Annotated in this window: 16 protein-coding genes; 5 read left to right on the top strand and 11 right to left on the bottom strand. The window is 67.9% G+C overall.

Features of this window, described 5'->3' with window-relative positions; translation table 11 throughout:
• A partial coding sequence (locus tag AB0K02_RS26555) for an Hsp70 family protein (RefSeq protein ID WP_365995037.1) occupies positions 1–1,100 on the bottom strand: 1,100 nt, incomplete at its 3' end.
• 223 nt (positions 1,101–1,323) lie between these two features.
• On the opposite strand from AB0K02_RS26555, the gene AB0K02_RS26560 reads away from it, so the two are divergent.
• The 4 genes from AB0K02_RS26560 (at position 1,324) to AB0K02_RS26575 (ending at position 7,022) form a co-directional block, all read left to right on the top strand.
• Positions 1,324–1,845 (top strand): sugar transferase, encoded by a 522-nt coding sequence (locus AB0K02_RS26560; RefSeq protein ID WP_365995038.1) that lies wholly within the window; start codon positions 1,324–1,326, stop codon positions 1,843–1,845.
• A gap of 130 nt (positions 1,846–1,975) precedes the next feature.
• Entirely contained in the window at positions 1,976–4,243 is a 2,268-nt protein-coding gene (locus AB0K02_RS26565; RefSeq protein ID WP_365995039.1) for a (Fe-S)-binding protein, read from the top strand.
• A gap of 226 nt (positions 4,244–4,469) precedes the next feature.
• Positions 4,470–5,366: a Yip1 family protein gene (locus tag AB0K02_RS26570; protein WP_365995040.1), complete on the top strand. Its 897-nt coding sequence runs from the start codon at positions 4,470–4,472 to the stop codon at positions 5,364–5,366.
• Positions 5,367–5,585: 219 nt separating this feature from the next.
• A complete protein-coding gene (locus tag AB0K02_RS26575) occupies positions 5,586–7,022 on the top strand; it encodes a recombinase family protein (protein ID WP_365995041.1) in 1,437 nt (478 codons plus the stop codon).
• Positions 7,023–7,164: 142 nt separating this feature from the next.
• On the opposite strand, the gene repSA is transcribed toward AB0K02_RS26575, so the two are convergent.
• From repSA to AB0K02_RS26625, 10 genes are all read right to left on the bottom strand, one after another.
• Entirely contained in the window at positions 7,165–8,529 is a 1,365-nt protein-coding gene (repSA, locus tag AB0K02_RS26580; RefSeq protein WP_365995042.1) for a replication initiator protein RepSA, read from the bottom strand.
• Complete coding sequence (locus AB0K02_RS26585; RefSeq protein ID WP_365995043.1) at positions 8,522–8,941, bottom strand: ASCH domain-containing protein; 420 nt, start codon at positions 8,939–8,941, stop codon at positions 8,522–8,524. The genes repSA and AB0K02_RS26585 overlap by 8 nt, the downstream gene beginning before the upstream one ends.
• Positions 8,938–9,255: a hypothetical protein gene (locus AB0K02_RS26590; protein ID WP_365995044.1), complete on the bottom strand. Its 318-nt coding sequence runs from the start codon at positions 9,253–9,255 to the stop codon at positions 8,938–8,940. The genes AB0K02_RS26585 and AB0K02_RS26590 overlap by 4 nt, the downstream gene beginning before the upstream one ends.
• 4 nt (positions 9,256–9,259) lie before the next feature.
• Positions 9,260–9,454: a hypothetical protein gene (locus AB0K02_RS26595; RefSeq protein ID WP_365995045.1), complete on the bottom strand. Its 195-nt coding sequence runs from the start codon at positions 9,452–9,454 to the stop codon at positions 9,260–9,262.
• Positions 9,455–9,542: 88 nt separating this feature from the next.
• Complete coding sequence (locus AB0K02_RS26600; RefSeq protein ID WP_365995046.1) at positions 9,543–9,773, bottom strand: hypothetical protein; 231 nt, start codon at positions 9,771–9,773, stop codon at positions 9,543–9,545.
• A 101-nt stretch (positions 9,774–9,874) separates the two neighbouring features.
• Positions 9,875–10,069, bottom strand: a complete 195-nt coding sequence (locus AB0K02_RS26605; protein WP_365995047.1) for a hypothetical protein — start codon at positions 10,067–10,069, stop codon at positions 9,875–9,877.
• Positions 10,070–10,075: 6 nt separating this feature from the next.
• A complete protein-coding gene (locus tag AB0K02_RS26610) occupies positions 10,076–10,753 on the bottom strand; it encodes a DUF2637 domain-containing protein (protein WP_365995048.1) in 678 nt (225 codons plus the stop codon).
• A gap of 77 nt (positions 10,754–10,830) precedes the next feature.
• On the bottom strand, positions 10,831–11,028 hold the full coding sequence (locus tag AB0K02_RS26615) for a hypothetical protein (protein WP_365995049.1): 198 nt from the start codon (positions 11,026–11,028) through the stop codon (positions 10,831–10,833).
• 76 nt (positions 11,029–11,104) lie between these two features.
• A complete protein-coding gene (locus AB0K02_RS26620; RefSeq protein ID WP_365995127.1) occupies positions 11,105–12,454 on the bottom strand; it encodes an FtsK/SpoIIIE domain-containing protein in 1,350 nt (449 codons plus the stop codon).
• A 14-nt stretch (positions 12,455–12,468) separates the two neighbouring features.
• Positions 12,469–12,813 carry a hypothetical protein gene (locus tag AB0K02_RS26625; RefSeq protein WP_365995050.1) on the bottom strand — a complete coding sequence of 115 codons (345 nt, stop codon included), beginning with the start codon at positions 12,811–12,813 and terminating at the stop codon, positions 12,469–12,471.
• 177 nt (positions 12,814–12,990) lie between these two features.
• On the opposite strand from AB0K02_RS26625, the gene AB0K02_RS26630 reads away from it, so the two are divergent.
• Positions 12,991–13,353 carry a winged helix-turn-helix domain-containing protein gene (locus AB0K02_RS26630; protein ID WP_365995051.1) on the top strand — a complete coding sequence of 121 codons (363 nt, stop codon included), beginning with the start codon at positions 12,991–12,993 and terminating at the stop codon, positions 13,351–13,353.
• Positions 13,354–13,489: the final 136 nt, after the last annotated feature.

Raw genomic sequence — 13,489 nt, forward strand, 5'->3', positions numbered from 1 at the left:
GGGGTCACGTCGAGGAGCAGGACGTCCTTGACCTCACCCTTGAGGACACCGGCCTGGAGCGAGGCGCCGATCGCGACGACCTCGTCCGGGTTCACACCCTTGTTGGCGTCCTTGCCGCCGGTGAGCTCCTTGACGAGCTCGGCGACGGCGGGCATACGGGTCGAGCCGCCGACCAGGACCACGTGGTCGATCTCGGACAGCTGGATGCCGGCGTCCTTGATGACGTTGTGGAACGGGGTCTTGCAGCGCTCGAGCAGGTCGGCCGTCAGCTGCTGGAACTGGGCGCGGGTGAGCTTCTCGTCCAGGTGCAGCGGGCCCTCGGCGGACGCCGTGATGTACGGCAGGTTGATCGTCGTCTCGGTCGAGGACGACAGCTCGATCTTCGCCTTCTCCGCGGCCTCGCGCAGACGCTGGAGAGCCATCTTGTCCTTGGACAGGTCGACGCCGTGCCCGTTCTGGAACTGCTTGACCAGGTAGTCGACGACGCGCTGGTCCCAGTCGTCACCACCGAGGTGGTTGTCACCGTTGGTGGCCTTCACCTCGACGACGCCGTCGCCGATCTCCAGCAGCGAGACGTCGAAGGTGCCGCCACCGAGGTCGAAGACGAGGATCGTCTGGTCGTCCTTGTCCAGGCCGTAGGCCAGGGCGGCCGCGGTGGGCTCGTTGACGATGCGCAGGACGTTAAGGCCCGCGATCTCGCCGGCCTCCTTGGTGGCCTGGCGCTCCGAGTCGTTGAAGTACGCCGGGACGGTGATCACCGCGTCGGTGACCTTCTCACCCAGGTACGACTCGGCGTCGCGCTTCAGCTTCTGCAGGATGAACGCGCTCATCTGCTGCGGGTTGAAGTGCTTCCCGTCGAGCTCGATCTTCCAGTCCGTGCCCATGTGGCGCTTGACGGACCGGATGGTCCTGTCGACGTTGGTGACCGCCTGACGCTTGGCCACCTCGCCGACCAGCACCTCACCGTTCTTCGCGAAGGCGACGACGGACGGCGTGGTCCTGGCACCCTCGGCGTTGGTGATGACGGTGGGCTCGCCGCCCTCCAGAACGCTGACGACGGAGTTAGTCGTGCCCAGGTCGATGCCGACCGCACGTGCCATTTCAATTCCTCCAGCTGACTTGAGTGGAACTGGCTCAAGGATGCCCGACGTCTCCCGATGAGTCAACAGACCTGAGTCGAGGCGACTCAACTTTTATCCGGCACTTATATGCAGCCTGACTCTCCCGCGCGTGGCGCACCCGTTCGGATCGAGGCCGGTCTGCGACAGTCATAGTCGCAAAAAGCGGTCAATAACCATCATTCGCGACGAAGGGTGGACACACATGCCCCCGAAGCGAGCCGTCGACCTCGCAGGCAGCCTCCTTCTGCTGCTGGCGCTGTCCCCGGTCCTGCTGGTCGCCGCGGCCGCCGTCGCCGTGACGTCGCCGGGCCCGGTCCTGCACCGCGCACCGCACACGGGCCTGGGCGGCCGCCCCTTCGAGAGGCTCACTTTTCGCACGACGCACGCCGGTCACGTCACACTGGTGGGCAGGCTGCTGCGCCGCCGGTTCCTGGACGGCCTGCCGCAGCTGCTCAACGTCGTGCGCGGCGAGATGTCCCTCGTCGGACCGCCCCCGCTGCCCGTCGCCCCGGCCCCCACCGGCCCGGGGCGGGCCCGCCTCGCCGTACGGCCCGGAATCACGGGCCTGTGGCAGATCAGCGGGCGATCCGAGCTGCCCTGGGAGGAAATGACGGTGCTCGACCTGCATTATGTGGAACAGCACTGGCTCGGACTCGACCTGATGATCCTGGCCAGAACGGTCCCCACCGCGGTCGCCGGGCGCCCTCCGGTCAGGGTTGCCTGAGCGACACAGATCACCGCCCACCCAGCTACAGTGCGGCGGAATAAGTGGGTACGCTCAGCACGGACTGAATAAGTTACCGCTTAGTAATAGTGCTGGATCATCCCACCCTCGCAGGCCCGAGGAGCCCCCAATGCAACTCGCCGCGATCATCGTGTCGCTGACCCTGACCGTGGTCGGCGTTGCGCTCATCTCCCGAGCGGTCGCGCAGATCTACCGGTTCGTCAAGCTCGGGCAGCCCGTGCCCGCGGGCAGCCGCACCGACAACCCCAAGGCGCGCACGGTCACCCTGGTCAGGGAGTTCCTCGGCCACACCCGGATGAACCGGTGGGGCATCGTCGGATTCGCGCACTGGTTCGTGGCCGTCGGCTTCCTGACGCTGCCGCCCACCCTGGTGCAGGCGTTCGGACAGCTCTTCGAGGCGGACTGGGTGCTCCCGGTCGTCGGCGGCTTCCTGCCGTTCGAGCTCTACATCGAGTTCATCGGCGTGATGACGATCCTCGGCATCGTCGTGCTGATGGCGATCCGGCTGCTGAGCCTGCCCTCCCGCGCGGGCCGCAAGTCCCGCTTCGCGGGCTCCAAGGCCTGGCAGGCGTACTTCGTCGAGTACGTGATCCTCACCATCGGCCTGGCGATCTACGTGCTGCGCGGCCTGGAGGGCGCGATCCACCACGTCGAGCACTACGAGGCGGCGTACTTCGCCTCGTACCCGCTGGTCCTGGCCTTCAAGGGCCTGAGCGTGCCGACGCTGCAGACGCTGATCTACTTCACCGCGATGGTGAAGATCAGCATCTCCTTCATCTGGGCCATCACGGTGGCGCTCAACACCAACATGGGTGTGGCCTGGCACCGCTTCCTCGGCTTCCCGAACATCTGGTTCAAGCGCAACGCCACCGGCGAGAGCGCCCTGGGCGCGCTGCAGCCGATGACGTCGGGCGGCAAGCCGATCGACTTCGAGGACCCGGGCGAGGACGACGTCTACGGCGTCTCCCAGGTCGAGCAGTTCTCCTGGAAGGGCATCCTCGACTTCTCCACCTGCACCGAGTGCGGCCGCTGCCAGTCGCAGTGCCCCGCCTGGAACACCGGCAAGCCGCTCTCCCCGAAGCTGCTGATCATGTCGCTGCGCGACCACGCGCACGCCAAGGCCCCCTACCTGCTGGCCGGCGGCGGCAAGACCATGGAGGGCGAGGAGAAGGCATCCGAGGAGCAGCTGAAGGACGTGCCCGCCGCCGCGCTGGCGGAGGCCGAGCGGCCGCTGATCGGCACCGTCGAGGAGAACGGCGTCATCGACCCGGACGTGCTGTGGTCCTGCACCACCTGCGGCGCCTGCGTCGAGCAGTGCCCGGTCGACATCGAGCACATCGACCACATCGTCGACATGCGCCGCTACCAGGTCATGATCGAGTCCGCGTTCCCGTCCGAGGCGGGCACGATGCTCAAGAACCTGGAGAAGAAGGGCAACCCCTGGGGCCTGGCCAAGAAGCAGCGCGTGGAATGGACCAAGGAGGTCGACTTCGAGGTCCCGATCGTCGGCAAGGACGTCGAGGACCTCACCGAGGTCGACTACCTCTACTGGGTCGGCTGCGCCGGCGCCCTGGAGGACCGGGCCAAGAAGACCACCAAGGCCTTCGCTGAGCTGCTGCACATGGCGGGCGTCAAGTTCGCGATCATGGGCGGCGAGGAGAAGTGCACCGGCGACTCCCCCCGCCGCCTGGGCAACGAGCCGCTGTTCCAGCAGCTCGGCCAGGAGAACGTCGCCATGCTCAACATGGCCTTCGGCGAGGACGACGAGGACGAGTCGACGAAGAAGCCGAAGTCCGCGAAGAAGATCGTCGCGACCTGCCCCCACTGCTTCAACACGATCGCGAACGAGTACCCCCAGCTGGGCGGCGAGTTCGAGGTCATCCACCACACCCAGCTGCTCCAGCACCTCATCGACGAGGGCAAGCTGATCCCGGTCACCCCGGTCGAGGGCCTGATCACCTACCACGACCCCTGCTACCTGGGCCGCCACAACAAGGTCTACACGCCCCCGCGCGAGATCATGGACAAGGTCCCCGGCCTGCGCCAGCAGGAGATGCACCGCCACAAGGAACGCGGCTTCTGCTGCGGCGCCGGCGGCGCCCGGATGTGGATGGAGGAGCGCATCGGCAAGCGCATCAACACCGAGCGCGTCGACGAGGCCCTGTCCCTCAACCCGGACATCGTCTCCACCGCCTGCCCGTTCTGCCTGGTCATGCTCACCGACTCCGTCAACGGCAAGAAGAACGACGGCCAGGCCAAGGAATCGCTGCAGGTCGTGGACGTGGCGCAACTGCTCCTCGACTCGGTCAGGACGCCCGTCGACCCGGCGGGCGAGGCCGAGGCCGAGAACACGTCGGAACCGGAGCCGGTGAAGTAGCCGTCCTCCAGTAGGAACAGCGAGCGGCCGGACCTGCCTCGGGGGCAGGACCGGCCGCTTCTGTCATGTCTCCCGGAGCCCCACCCACCACTTCTGACCTCGGCGAAGTCACACGGGGCCGGTCCCCCTCGGGGCACCCCTAGGGGATGTCACAGCTCGGCCGCAAAGGCCCCCGGTTCCCGGTCCGCCGTCACCCGCCATGCGCGGACCGGGTACGTTCGATTACGTGGCTGGATTCAGGATCGGACGCGGCCGGGACAACCGCACGCCGCAACAACAGCAGGCGCCCCAGGCGCCGCCCTACCCGGGCGGCGGCCGTACCGCGCCTCCCTACGGGCAGCAGGCCCCGCAGTGGCCCCGGACGAGCGGCGGGCCCCAGCAGTATCAGCAGCAGCAGCGCCGCCAGGGCGGGTACGACGAGCCGGAGTACTTCGGCGACCCGTACCACCAGGCCCCGCCCGCGCACGACCCGTACGCGGCCAACAACCCGGGCCACACGCAGGCGTTCAGCGTCCACGACGACGACGTGTACGGCGACGGCGCCACCTACCGCGCCGGCGCGGCCCCGGCCGCACCCGCCGGTCCGCGACTGCACTGGAAGCAGTTGCTGAGCGGCATCGTGATGCGCCCCGGCCCGACCTTCCTGCAGATGCGGGACTACCCGGTGTGGGGCCCCGCGCTCGTCGTCACCTTCCTCTACGGCCTGCTCGCGATCTTCGGCTTCGACGAGCCGCGCGAGGAGGTGATCAACGCGACGATCTCCACCGCGATCCCGTACGTGCTGAGCACGGGCGTCACGTTCGTGATCAGTGGACTGATCCTCGGCGCCGTGACCCATACGCTGGCCCGCCAGTTCGGCGGCGACGGCGCGTGGCAGCCGACGGTCGGCCTCTCCATGCTGATCATGTCCATCACGGACGCGCCGCGCCTGGTCTTCGCCCTCTTCCTGGGCGGCGAGAACTCCCTGGTGCAGGTGCTGGGCTGGCTGACGTGGCTGGCGGCCGGGGCGCTGTTCACGTCGATGGTCAGCAAGTCCCACGACCTGCCGTGGCCGAAGGCCCTGGGCGCGTCGGCGATCCAGCTGATCGCGCTGCTGTCGATCATCAAGCTCGGCACGATCTGATCCGGGCAGAGGAAAGGCCCCCGCCTGCGGGGGCCTTTCCATGTCGCCGCGGAGTCCCGCGCGCTCTCCTGCGCGTCCCTGCGCTCCCTAGGCGTCCCTACGCGTCGAGAACCTGCCCGGACCGGCGCACGACGGGCTTCTCCACGCTCCACGCTGACTTGACTGTATGACAGTAGTAGCCTTGCCCTGCTTTGAGACGCAGGGGGAGGTCCGTTCATCGTGGCGCGCAAAGTGGGGATCTACACCCGAATCTCTCGGGACGATGAGGGCGATGCCCTGGGCGTGGCCCGACAGCAGCAGGATTGCGAGCGTCTGGCTGATCTTCGGTCTTGGCAGGCAGTGAAGACCTACGAAGACAACGACGTCTCAGCGTTCAAGCGAAACGTCGTCCGTGACGAGTTCGAGCTGATGCTGAAGGACCTGAGCGCCGGCCTCATCGACGGCATCGTCGCTTACGACCTGGACCGCCTTGCCCGACAGCCGCGCGACCTGGAACGGCTGATCGAGATCTTCGACGAGCGCCCCAAGCTGGAGTTCGCGACGGTCACCAACGACGTGAACCTGGGAACGCCGGACGGCCGGACCATGGCCCGCATCATGGTCGCATTCGCCAACAAGTCGTCGCATGACGCGTCCCGCCGGATCAAGCGCAAGCACCTGGAGCTGGCCCAGCAGGGCAAGGACAGCGGCGGCCCGGCACCGTACGGATGGCGCAAGGACGATCGGACGAAGGTCGACCCCGAGGCCGCGCGAGCGATCCGCGAAGCCCAACAAGAGATCCTCGCCGGGGTCCGCATCGGCACGATCCGTGCCCGTTGGTGGGAACAGGGACTCGGCAACCCGCGTGCCGGCACCAAGCGCATGGCACACCACCACGTCGAGCACATCCTGACCAACCCTCGGCTGGTCGGGTATCGCACGTACCACGGCGAGATCCTGACCGGGGACGACGGTGAGCCAGTCAAGGGTGAATGGGAGCCGATCAACACCGTCGCAGAGTGGGAGGCGGTGTGTGCGGCCATTGCGGAGCGCAAGCAACAACAGCGTCCGGGAAAGCTCCTGGCCCGCAAGTACCTGCTGTCAGGCATCGCCCGGTGCGGACTCTGCAAGACCAAGATTCGGGGACAGGTCAACCAGCGATGGAAGCCAGGCTCAAAGGCAGCCAGGTACACGTATCAGTGCTCGGTGGTCAATGGCGGGTGCGGCAAGGTCGGGCGCGTGGGTGAGCCCGTCGACAAACTGATCGCGGAACTGGTGCTGGAGGAGCAGCGGGAGAAGGCGGCCGCACGAGGGGTGCCCGTCGAGCAGCAGTGGCCGCGGGAGGCCGAGCTGGAATCGGTCGTGGCTGACATCAGCCAGCTTCTGGAAGCCGAGAAGACCAAGCAGATCACCGTGTCCACCCTGCTACAGCTGCTCCCCGCGAAGGAGAGGGAGCGCGACGAACTCAGGTTGGAACGGGCCCGCTTCTACAAGCAGCAGAAGCAAGCAGAAGCCCAGAAGGCAGCCGCCGACCTCTCGTTGGCCGAGTTCCTTGATCTCCCAATCGAGCGCCAGCAGGAGGTCGTACTCCACAGCCTCTCAGCCGTGATGATCTACCCCGCCGGACGAGGCGCCCGCAAGTTCGACCCCAGGCTGATCGAACCTGTCTGGCGATGACGGTCACGCCTTCCCGTGCAAGATGAGCACGCGCCGCACCCACTCCTGATCCCTCTCAGGAGCCCGGCGGAGGTGCATCCGCATCCACTCCTCGGTACTCATGACCTCACGCTTCGGCGCACCCTTGTGAGCCTTCGGCCGCTCAGCGCTCCTGCTCATCGGTGGCACCTCCTGCCCATTCCTCCCGGGCGGTTTCTCGGTTGATGCGGATGTCTTCGGCGATGGACGCGGCGAGGGCGGATTCGCCGGGGGTGTGGCCGTGGCCGGCGTAGCGCCAGTCGGCGAGGACGAGTGTGGTGTCGGGCTCGGGCAGGCCGAGGGTTCGGCGTTGTTCGGCTGCGCGGTAGTCGGCGCGGACCTGTCGTCGCTCGGTGAAGGTGGAGGAGTAGCGGCGGGACTTGGTGAGGAAGTGGCCGCGGAAGCCGAGCATGTGCGCCCAGGCCCAGAGCTTGCGGGCCGGGTAGAGCGGGTCGAGGTCCCAGCAGGCGCGGATGAGCCGGCGTGCGTGGTCGGGCATGCGGTGTTGGTCGAGTTCGGCGAGTTCGCCGATCCGGCGGTCGAGTGTGCCGGTGGTCTCGGCTGCTTTGGTGGCGTACTTGGCGACGTAGGCCGCGACCTTCTGCTCTGTGATGTCGTCCGAGTCGAACGCCGTGATGGGCCGGACGTCGAGTTTCTTGCCCCAGCCCAGGGTGCGTGCGGGCTGCCCGTCGGCGGCGGGCACGGTCACCGTGGTGTACGGGTGCTTGCGAGCCTCGTGGATCGCCTCGGTGAGCAGGTCGAGGGTGGCCCAGGCCGGGGGCGTGCTGTCGGGCCCGTCGGGTCCGTCAATGCGGATGACGGCGTGGAAGTGGATCGCACCTCGCTTTTGGAACTCCGCGACCTTGTTGAACGACAGCCGGGCCGATTCCTTGAACGCCTTCTGCGTGAGTCCGGCAGCTGCGGCGAGTTCGCGGCGGAGCCGGTTGATGAACCGGTGCCACAACTCGCCTGCGTGGTTGTTGAACAGGACCGCGCCGGCGTAGTCGTACGTCGCGGGATCGAGGGCCGTGCCGAGGGCGGGATCGTCCTCTCGGTGGCGAGCACCGCAGCGGCAGCGCCCGGCATCGGGGATGTTGTGGACCGGCCCGAACGACGGGGCGGTCAGGGTGGCGAAGACCCGGGGGCGCTCCCGTACAGAGGCCGGGATGTTCATGGCGTCGTCGCCGGAAAGGCCCGCGCGGACGAGGCGGTAGGCGTCTCCCGCGTAGAGGTAGGCGCAGGGCTGGCAGCGCGAAGCACGGCGGTTGCCGCAGGCGATCCGTAGCCGGCCGCCGGGTTCGTCTTCGGTGGAGTAGGTGTGCAGGACCTGGCCGGTGTTCTTGTCGCGGGTGAGGGTCCAGCCGGTGAGGTGGATGGGTTGGGCGCATCCGCCGGTCTTTTTGATCTGGTCTTGCCAGCGGTCGAAGTCGGGGGCCGAGGCCACCCTGAGCAGGTCGCCCAGGGTGGTCGGGTCGAGCGTGTCAGCCATGGGCCGCCTCCATCGCATCGGCGAGGCGCGGGGAGGTGAGCAGTCCGGGCGGCGGGGTCCACAGGCCACGGGCGCCGGGCCACGGCAGCGGCGCGGCGAGCGGTGTCACGTCGGTGAGTCGCCAGTGGTAGCGGCCCCGGGCGGACCAGAGTGTGCACCAGCCGTCGTCGGTGTGGCAGTCCTCCAGGCGGGCGACGGCGACGATTGCGCCCCGGGGGAAGGGGCGGCGCAGGAACGGACGGGCCAGCGGTGCGTCTTTCGCGTTCGGGTCGGTGGTGCGTCCGGCGTGGATGAGGACCAGGCCCCGATGATCGGTCGGCCAGGTGCGGTTCTCGATCCGCTTGGTGCCGTAGGCGATCGCACTCGCCCAGGGCTGCCACAGCGTCAGCGCCAAAACCTCGGGGGTACTCATACAGCCGCCCCCTCGGTGGCGAGGGAGAACACCGCGTAGATAACGACCGTCGAGCGTCCAAGCCGCGTGACGAACTCCAGCCTGGTGCGTTGATTCAGCGCGCTGCGAGCGACCTCGGTGGTGTCCACATGAAGGGCTTCACGCCAGGCTTCCAAGGCGCTGGCCGTGTCGAGGAGAACGTGAGCCTCGGTGGGGGTGAAGCTGCTGGTGCTGATGTAGCCGCCGGGCAGGGCCGGGTGCGTCTGGGCGAAGCGGGCCAGAGCTGAGAGCAGTACCTCTTGGTCGCCGAGTGCATTCCCTTCGATCTCGTTCATGCCCTCACCGCCCCGCCGTCGAGACGCGCGTGGTGACGAGCCAGCGGGGTGCGGTGCCGGTGCCGTGGCAGGCCGGGCAGTGCGCGGTGATGGTGCGCAGGTGTCCGGAGCGGTCGCGGCCACCGAGGGTCACGGCGACGGACGGGAAGCCGTCGCAGTTCGGGCAGATCCGATCAGCGGGGCGCTTGGGGTGGGTCATGATGGAGTCCCTCCGGTTGTGAGATCGGGTAGGGGTCGGTCCGTCCGGGCGGCGGATACTTGGCGGTAGAGTCCGCCCGGAGGGCCGGTCATTTGCTGGGCTTCTTGGGGACCTTGACTGCGAGGGTGATCAGTCCGCCTCCGCCGATCAGCGTGGGAACCGCGGCTTTGATGGCTGCTGCTGTGGTGGCGGCGACCTGGACCAGGGACAGCACGGCGACGGTGGTGATGTAGACCAGGCCGCAGAGGCCGACCGTGGCCACGAGGATCAAGACCACCGGGCCCGTCCATGAGCGGGGCGTGGTGTGGACGATGACCACGGACCGAGGGTCGGTGCCCGGGGGGATCAGGTCGGACGGAACATGTCCGCTTCGGAGCTGTGCATCGGGGCGTATCACGGTGGTTCTCCCTTCCGGTCAGGTCACTTGGTGGTGCCGTTGACGACGTCGACACCGGCCTTGGTGCCGGACTCGATCGCCGGGGCCAGGAACGTGTCGGCGAGGAGGAAGCCGCTGAGGAGGAGCACGACGATCAGCCAGGTCGGCGGACGCAGGTGCTTGATCCCGAAGTAGCCGAAGATGGCCACGAGGAAGATCAGCGGAAGCTCGACGTTCACAGCCGGTCAGTCCTTTCCGGTGAGCTGGAGGGCGAGGGCATCGGCCATCGGGCCGGGCACACCCAGACGGGCACGCAGGGTGTCGGGATCGATCGCGGTACCGGTCGAGGCCCGGTGCGCATCGGCGATCTTCCGGGCGTGCGCGAGGAGCGCGGCCGGTACCGGGGCGGCGGGCGGAAGCGCGCGAACTGGATCGATCTCAGGCTCGGGATCGGAGGCCGGGACCGCGGCGGGTGTGTCACGGGTGAGCGCGATGTCCGCAGCCGGTTCGGGAAGCGGGCCCGGGGCGGGACTCGCGTCGGTGGCCTGGTGGGCGGGGGTATGGACGAGCAGGGTGCCGCCGAGGAACGCGAGTGCGGGCCAGCCGGCCACCAGGATCCGCAGCCAGGCAGGAACGTTGTTCAGGTCAAGCAGGCCCGCGGTGGCGACATTCGCGCCGAGCGAGGCAGCGAGCGCAACCGTGAACCAGGTCCACGCCGCACGCGCGGGCTCACCGGCATCCCGGAGGATGCGCAGGCGTCGCCAGGCGGCGACCAGCAGCAGATCCACGGAGACCGGGTAGGCCCAGGCTTTCCAGCCGTCCTGGCCTGCGGCGACGGCGATGTCGTGCAGGTGGGCGAAGGACAGAGCACCGGCGATCACGGCTTGCACCAGCACGGCATCCAGGCGGATCTTGCGGCTCACGGGTCTTCACCTCCTCGGGGTGTTGGGGCCAGGGCCGGGCGGGGCTCATACGTCCTGCCGCCCGGCACCCGGCGGAATCACTCGGTCGGGGTCTGGCCGGTGCCGAAGCAGGTCAGGCACAGGGCTTCCGGCCGGTCACTGCTTTCCCGTTTGCACCGGCCGCCGACCTGGAAGGACTCGGAGACCTGACCGGTCGCGCAGTCCGGACACGGCTTGGGCTTGGGCTTTGGCTTGCTGGTGGCCGGGCGGCGGGCGGTGCGCTTCGGTGCCGTCACGGGGCTACTCCTTTCGGGCATGGCGGGGTAGGGACCTGGCGCGAGATGGTCACGCCGACCGGATGGAGCGATGAGGCTACGGGGTGCCCGAGGCGACGGCCTGTGCCGCAGGAGTGGCTGATGCCGGGATGCCGGTGGCCGGGCGGAACGGGGCCAGGGTCGGGATGTCCGGCGTCAGGTGCGCGAACTCGCGGCACACCGCAGCGACTTCACCCAGGGACGTCTTCGGTGTGCGGATGCGCGTCCAGTTGCCGGAGGAGTCACCGACGATCGCGGTACCGGCCCGCTCCGGGGCGATGCTGGTCGCAGCCGTGACGGCGAGTTCGTTGACGTCGGCCAGGCCCATTTCGGCGGTCTGCTTGTCGTTGCAGCGATGCACCACACGCCCGGTGAGCTGAGCACGCAGCGCGGTGGCGCCCTTGCCGAGCTCGGAGCCGAAGCGCTGCCCGCACACCTCCAGGTAGATGCCGACCGCGCGGGCCAGCTGAGCGAGGCGCACCAGCTGCGTGACCATGTGGTCCCGGCGGGCCGTGTCTGCCTTGGAGGCGATCAGGAACAATTCGGCGATCTCATCGATCAGGACCACGATCGGGACCGGGCGCAGCTTCTTCGGCAGGCCCCAGATGTCGGAGGTGATGTCCTCGAGCGGGGTGCCCGGGGCGATGCCCTGGTGCAGGCACAGCAAGTCGAAGCGGTCTTCCATCTCCTCGACCAGCGCGTCCAGCAGCCCTTCGGCCTGATCAGGGGTGATGGCCAGGGCCGACAGCCGCGGGGCGAAGGGGCCCTGCTCCACGCCGCGTTTGCAGTCGATGCCGACCAGCGCGACACTCTGCGGCGCGAGAGCCTTGATTAGGCAGCGTTGATGCATCGACTTGCCCGACTTGTTCGCACCCAGCGTCAGGCCGTGCGGGATCTCCTGATAGTCGCGCACGTACGGCCGGCCGTCCTCCCGCAGAGCAACCGTCGCGGACAGCGGTCCCGCAGCCAGACGGCGCGGCATCCGCACGTGGGCAAGGATGTCGAAGCCGGTCATCCGCAGATCGACCACACCCGGCTTGATCTCGAAGACGTGCACCGAGTACACACCCCACGCGTGCCGCAGCCGCTCGGCCGACTTGACCACATCGTCCGGGGCCAGGCCCGCAGCCAGCCGCAGGCGCAGCACCAGACCGGTGCGGGTCGGGCGTATCCCGCGCAGCTTCGGAACACCGGGGCGGGCCTGCTGCTCACCGGCGGACAGCTTTCGGGCGAAGACCTTCCACCACGGCGGAGCCACCGTCAGCTCACACGCCTCCATCGTCGGACGGTAGGACGACAGCACCCGGTAGAGCGCGGCCGGAAGACCGAACAGCACCCAGTACACGGCCGGAGCCTTGACCCGAACGATCAGCGCGAAGACCACTAACGCGCCTATGCACAGAAGCAGTTCCGTCACGGCGATCAGCCCTTGCCGTTCGCAGCCGCCGGAACCTGCGCGGCCATCACCGCGGTTGCCTTGAAGCTGATGCCGTGCCCGAAGTCGTTCTCCCACGGAGTGGCCACCAGACCAGGCAGAGCCACCGGCATACCGGGGACCAGGTCCGGCTGCACACCGTCCTCGGTCACCACGACGGTCACCGCGTCCGGCCGGCCATCCACGACCACGGCCACGTTCACGTTGAACTGAACCTTGCCGGACTGCTTGTCGATCGCGACCTCACCGGTCTCCCGGTTCTTGACCTTCGGCTCCGGAGCCTGGATCAACATCACCGTCATGGCTTCGGTCTTCACGGGGATCCTGCGCATGATGGAACTCCCTTTCAGGGGATTGGGAGGGCGGCGAACTACTTGGCGGTTGGGCGTCGCCCTCTCGGCTTCTCATGACTGGAGCGTCATGAGGCATGCTGCTATATAGCAGACTAGAGCACAAGAGGTAGTGCGCGATAGAGTGCGCTAGTTCTTGGTGCTCGATACCCTCGGTTCATGACCGTTGCTGCCCACGATCCGCGGCCCAAGAAAGTGCAGATCGCCGACGCACTGCGCACCGAGATCGCAGACGCCCGACTCCCGGCAGGGCATCGCCTTGCATCACTTCGCAATCTCGCTGACAGGTTCGAGGTCACGACGGTCACCATCGGCAACGCGCTCCAGATCCTCATGGACGAAGGGTTGATCACGTCCGTGCCGACACGGGGGTACTTCGTGCAGACGCCTCCGACAAGCGCTGACGAAGCGACCGGGCATGTTAAGCGGGACGAGATCAACGCAATCCACTCCGAGATCCGAGAACTTGCCGCCCGAGTGGCCGAGTTGGAGAAGCGAGCCGGTCAGAAGGGCAGCGCCTGACTGGTGATCCACCATGCGCGCTCCGTGACCGTGCAACTAGTGACAGGCGTGGTGTCACTGGGGGACAGCCTTGGTGCCAACCCCCTGTCACCCCCGTGTCACCGGCTTGCGGGATGCCAGACTCGAAGCAGGCACC

The organism is Streptomyces sp. NPDC049597 (assembly GCF_040675505.1).
In the GTDB taxonomy this organism is placed as follows: domain Bacteria; phylum Actinomycetota; class Actinomycetes; order Streptomycetales; family Streptomycetaceae; genus Streptomyces.

Bases quoted from the DNA above. Each gene is read 5' to 3' on its own strand.
- AB0K02_RS26585 (WP_365995043.1), bottom strand. From the start codon at position 8,941: ATGAGTACCCCCGAGGTTTTGGCGCTGACGCTGTGGCAGCCCTGGGCG.
- repSA (WP_365995042.1), bottom strand. From the start codon at position 8,529: ATGGCTGACACGCTCGACCCGACCACCCTGGGCGACCTGCTCAGGGTG.
- AB0K02_RS26590 (WP_365995044.1), bottom strand. From the start codon at position 9,255: ATGAACGAGATCGAAGGGAATGCACTCGGCGACCAAGAGGTACTGCTC.
- AB0K02_RS26625 (WP_365995050.1), bottom strand. From the start codon at position 12,813: ATGCGCAGGATCCCCGTGAAGACCGAAGCCATGACGGTGATGTTGATC.
- AB0K02_RS26595 (WP_365995045.1), bottom strand. From the start codon at position 9,454: ATGACCCACCCCAAGCGCCCCGCTGATCGGATCTGCCCGAACTGCGAC.
- AB0K02_RS26560 (WP_365995038.1), top strand. From the start codon at position 1,324: ATGCCCCCGAAGCGAGCCGTCGACCTCGCAGGCAGCCTCCTTCTGCTG.
- AB0K02_RS26630 (WP_365995051.1), top strand. From the start codon at position 12,991: ATGACCGTTGCTGCCCACGATCCGCGGCCCAAGAAAGTGCAGATCGCC.
- AB0K02_RS26565 (WP_365995039.1), top strand. From the start codon at position 1,976: ATGCAACTCGCCGCGATCATCGTGTCGCTGACCCTGACCGTGGTCGGC.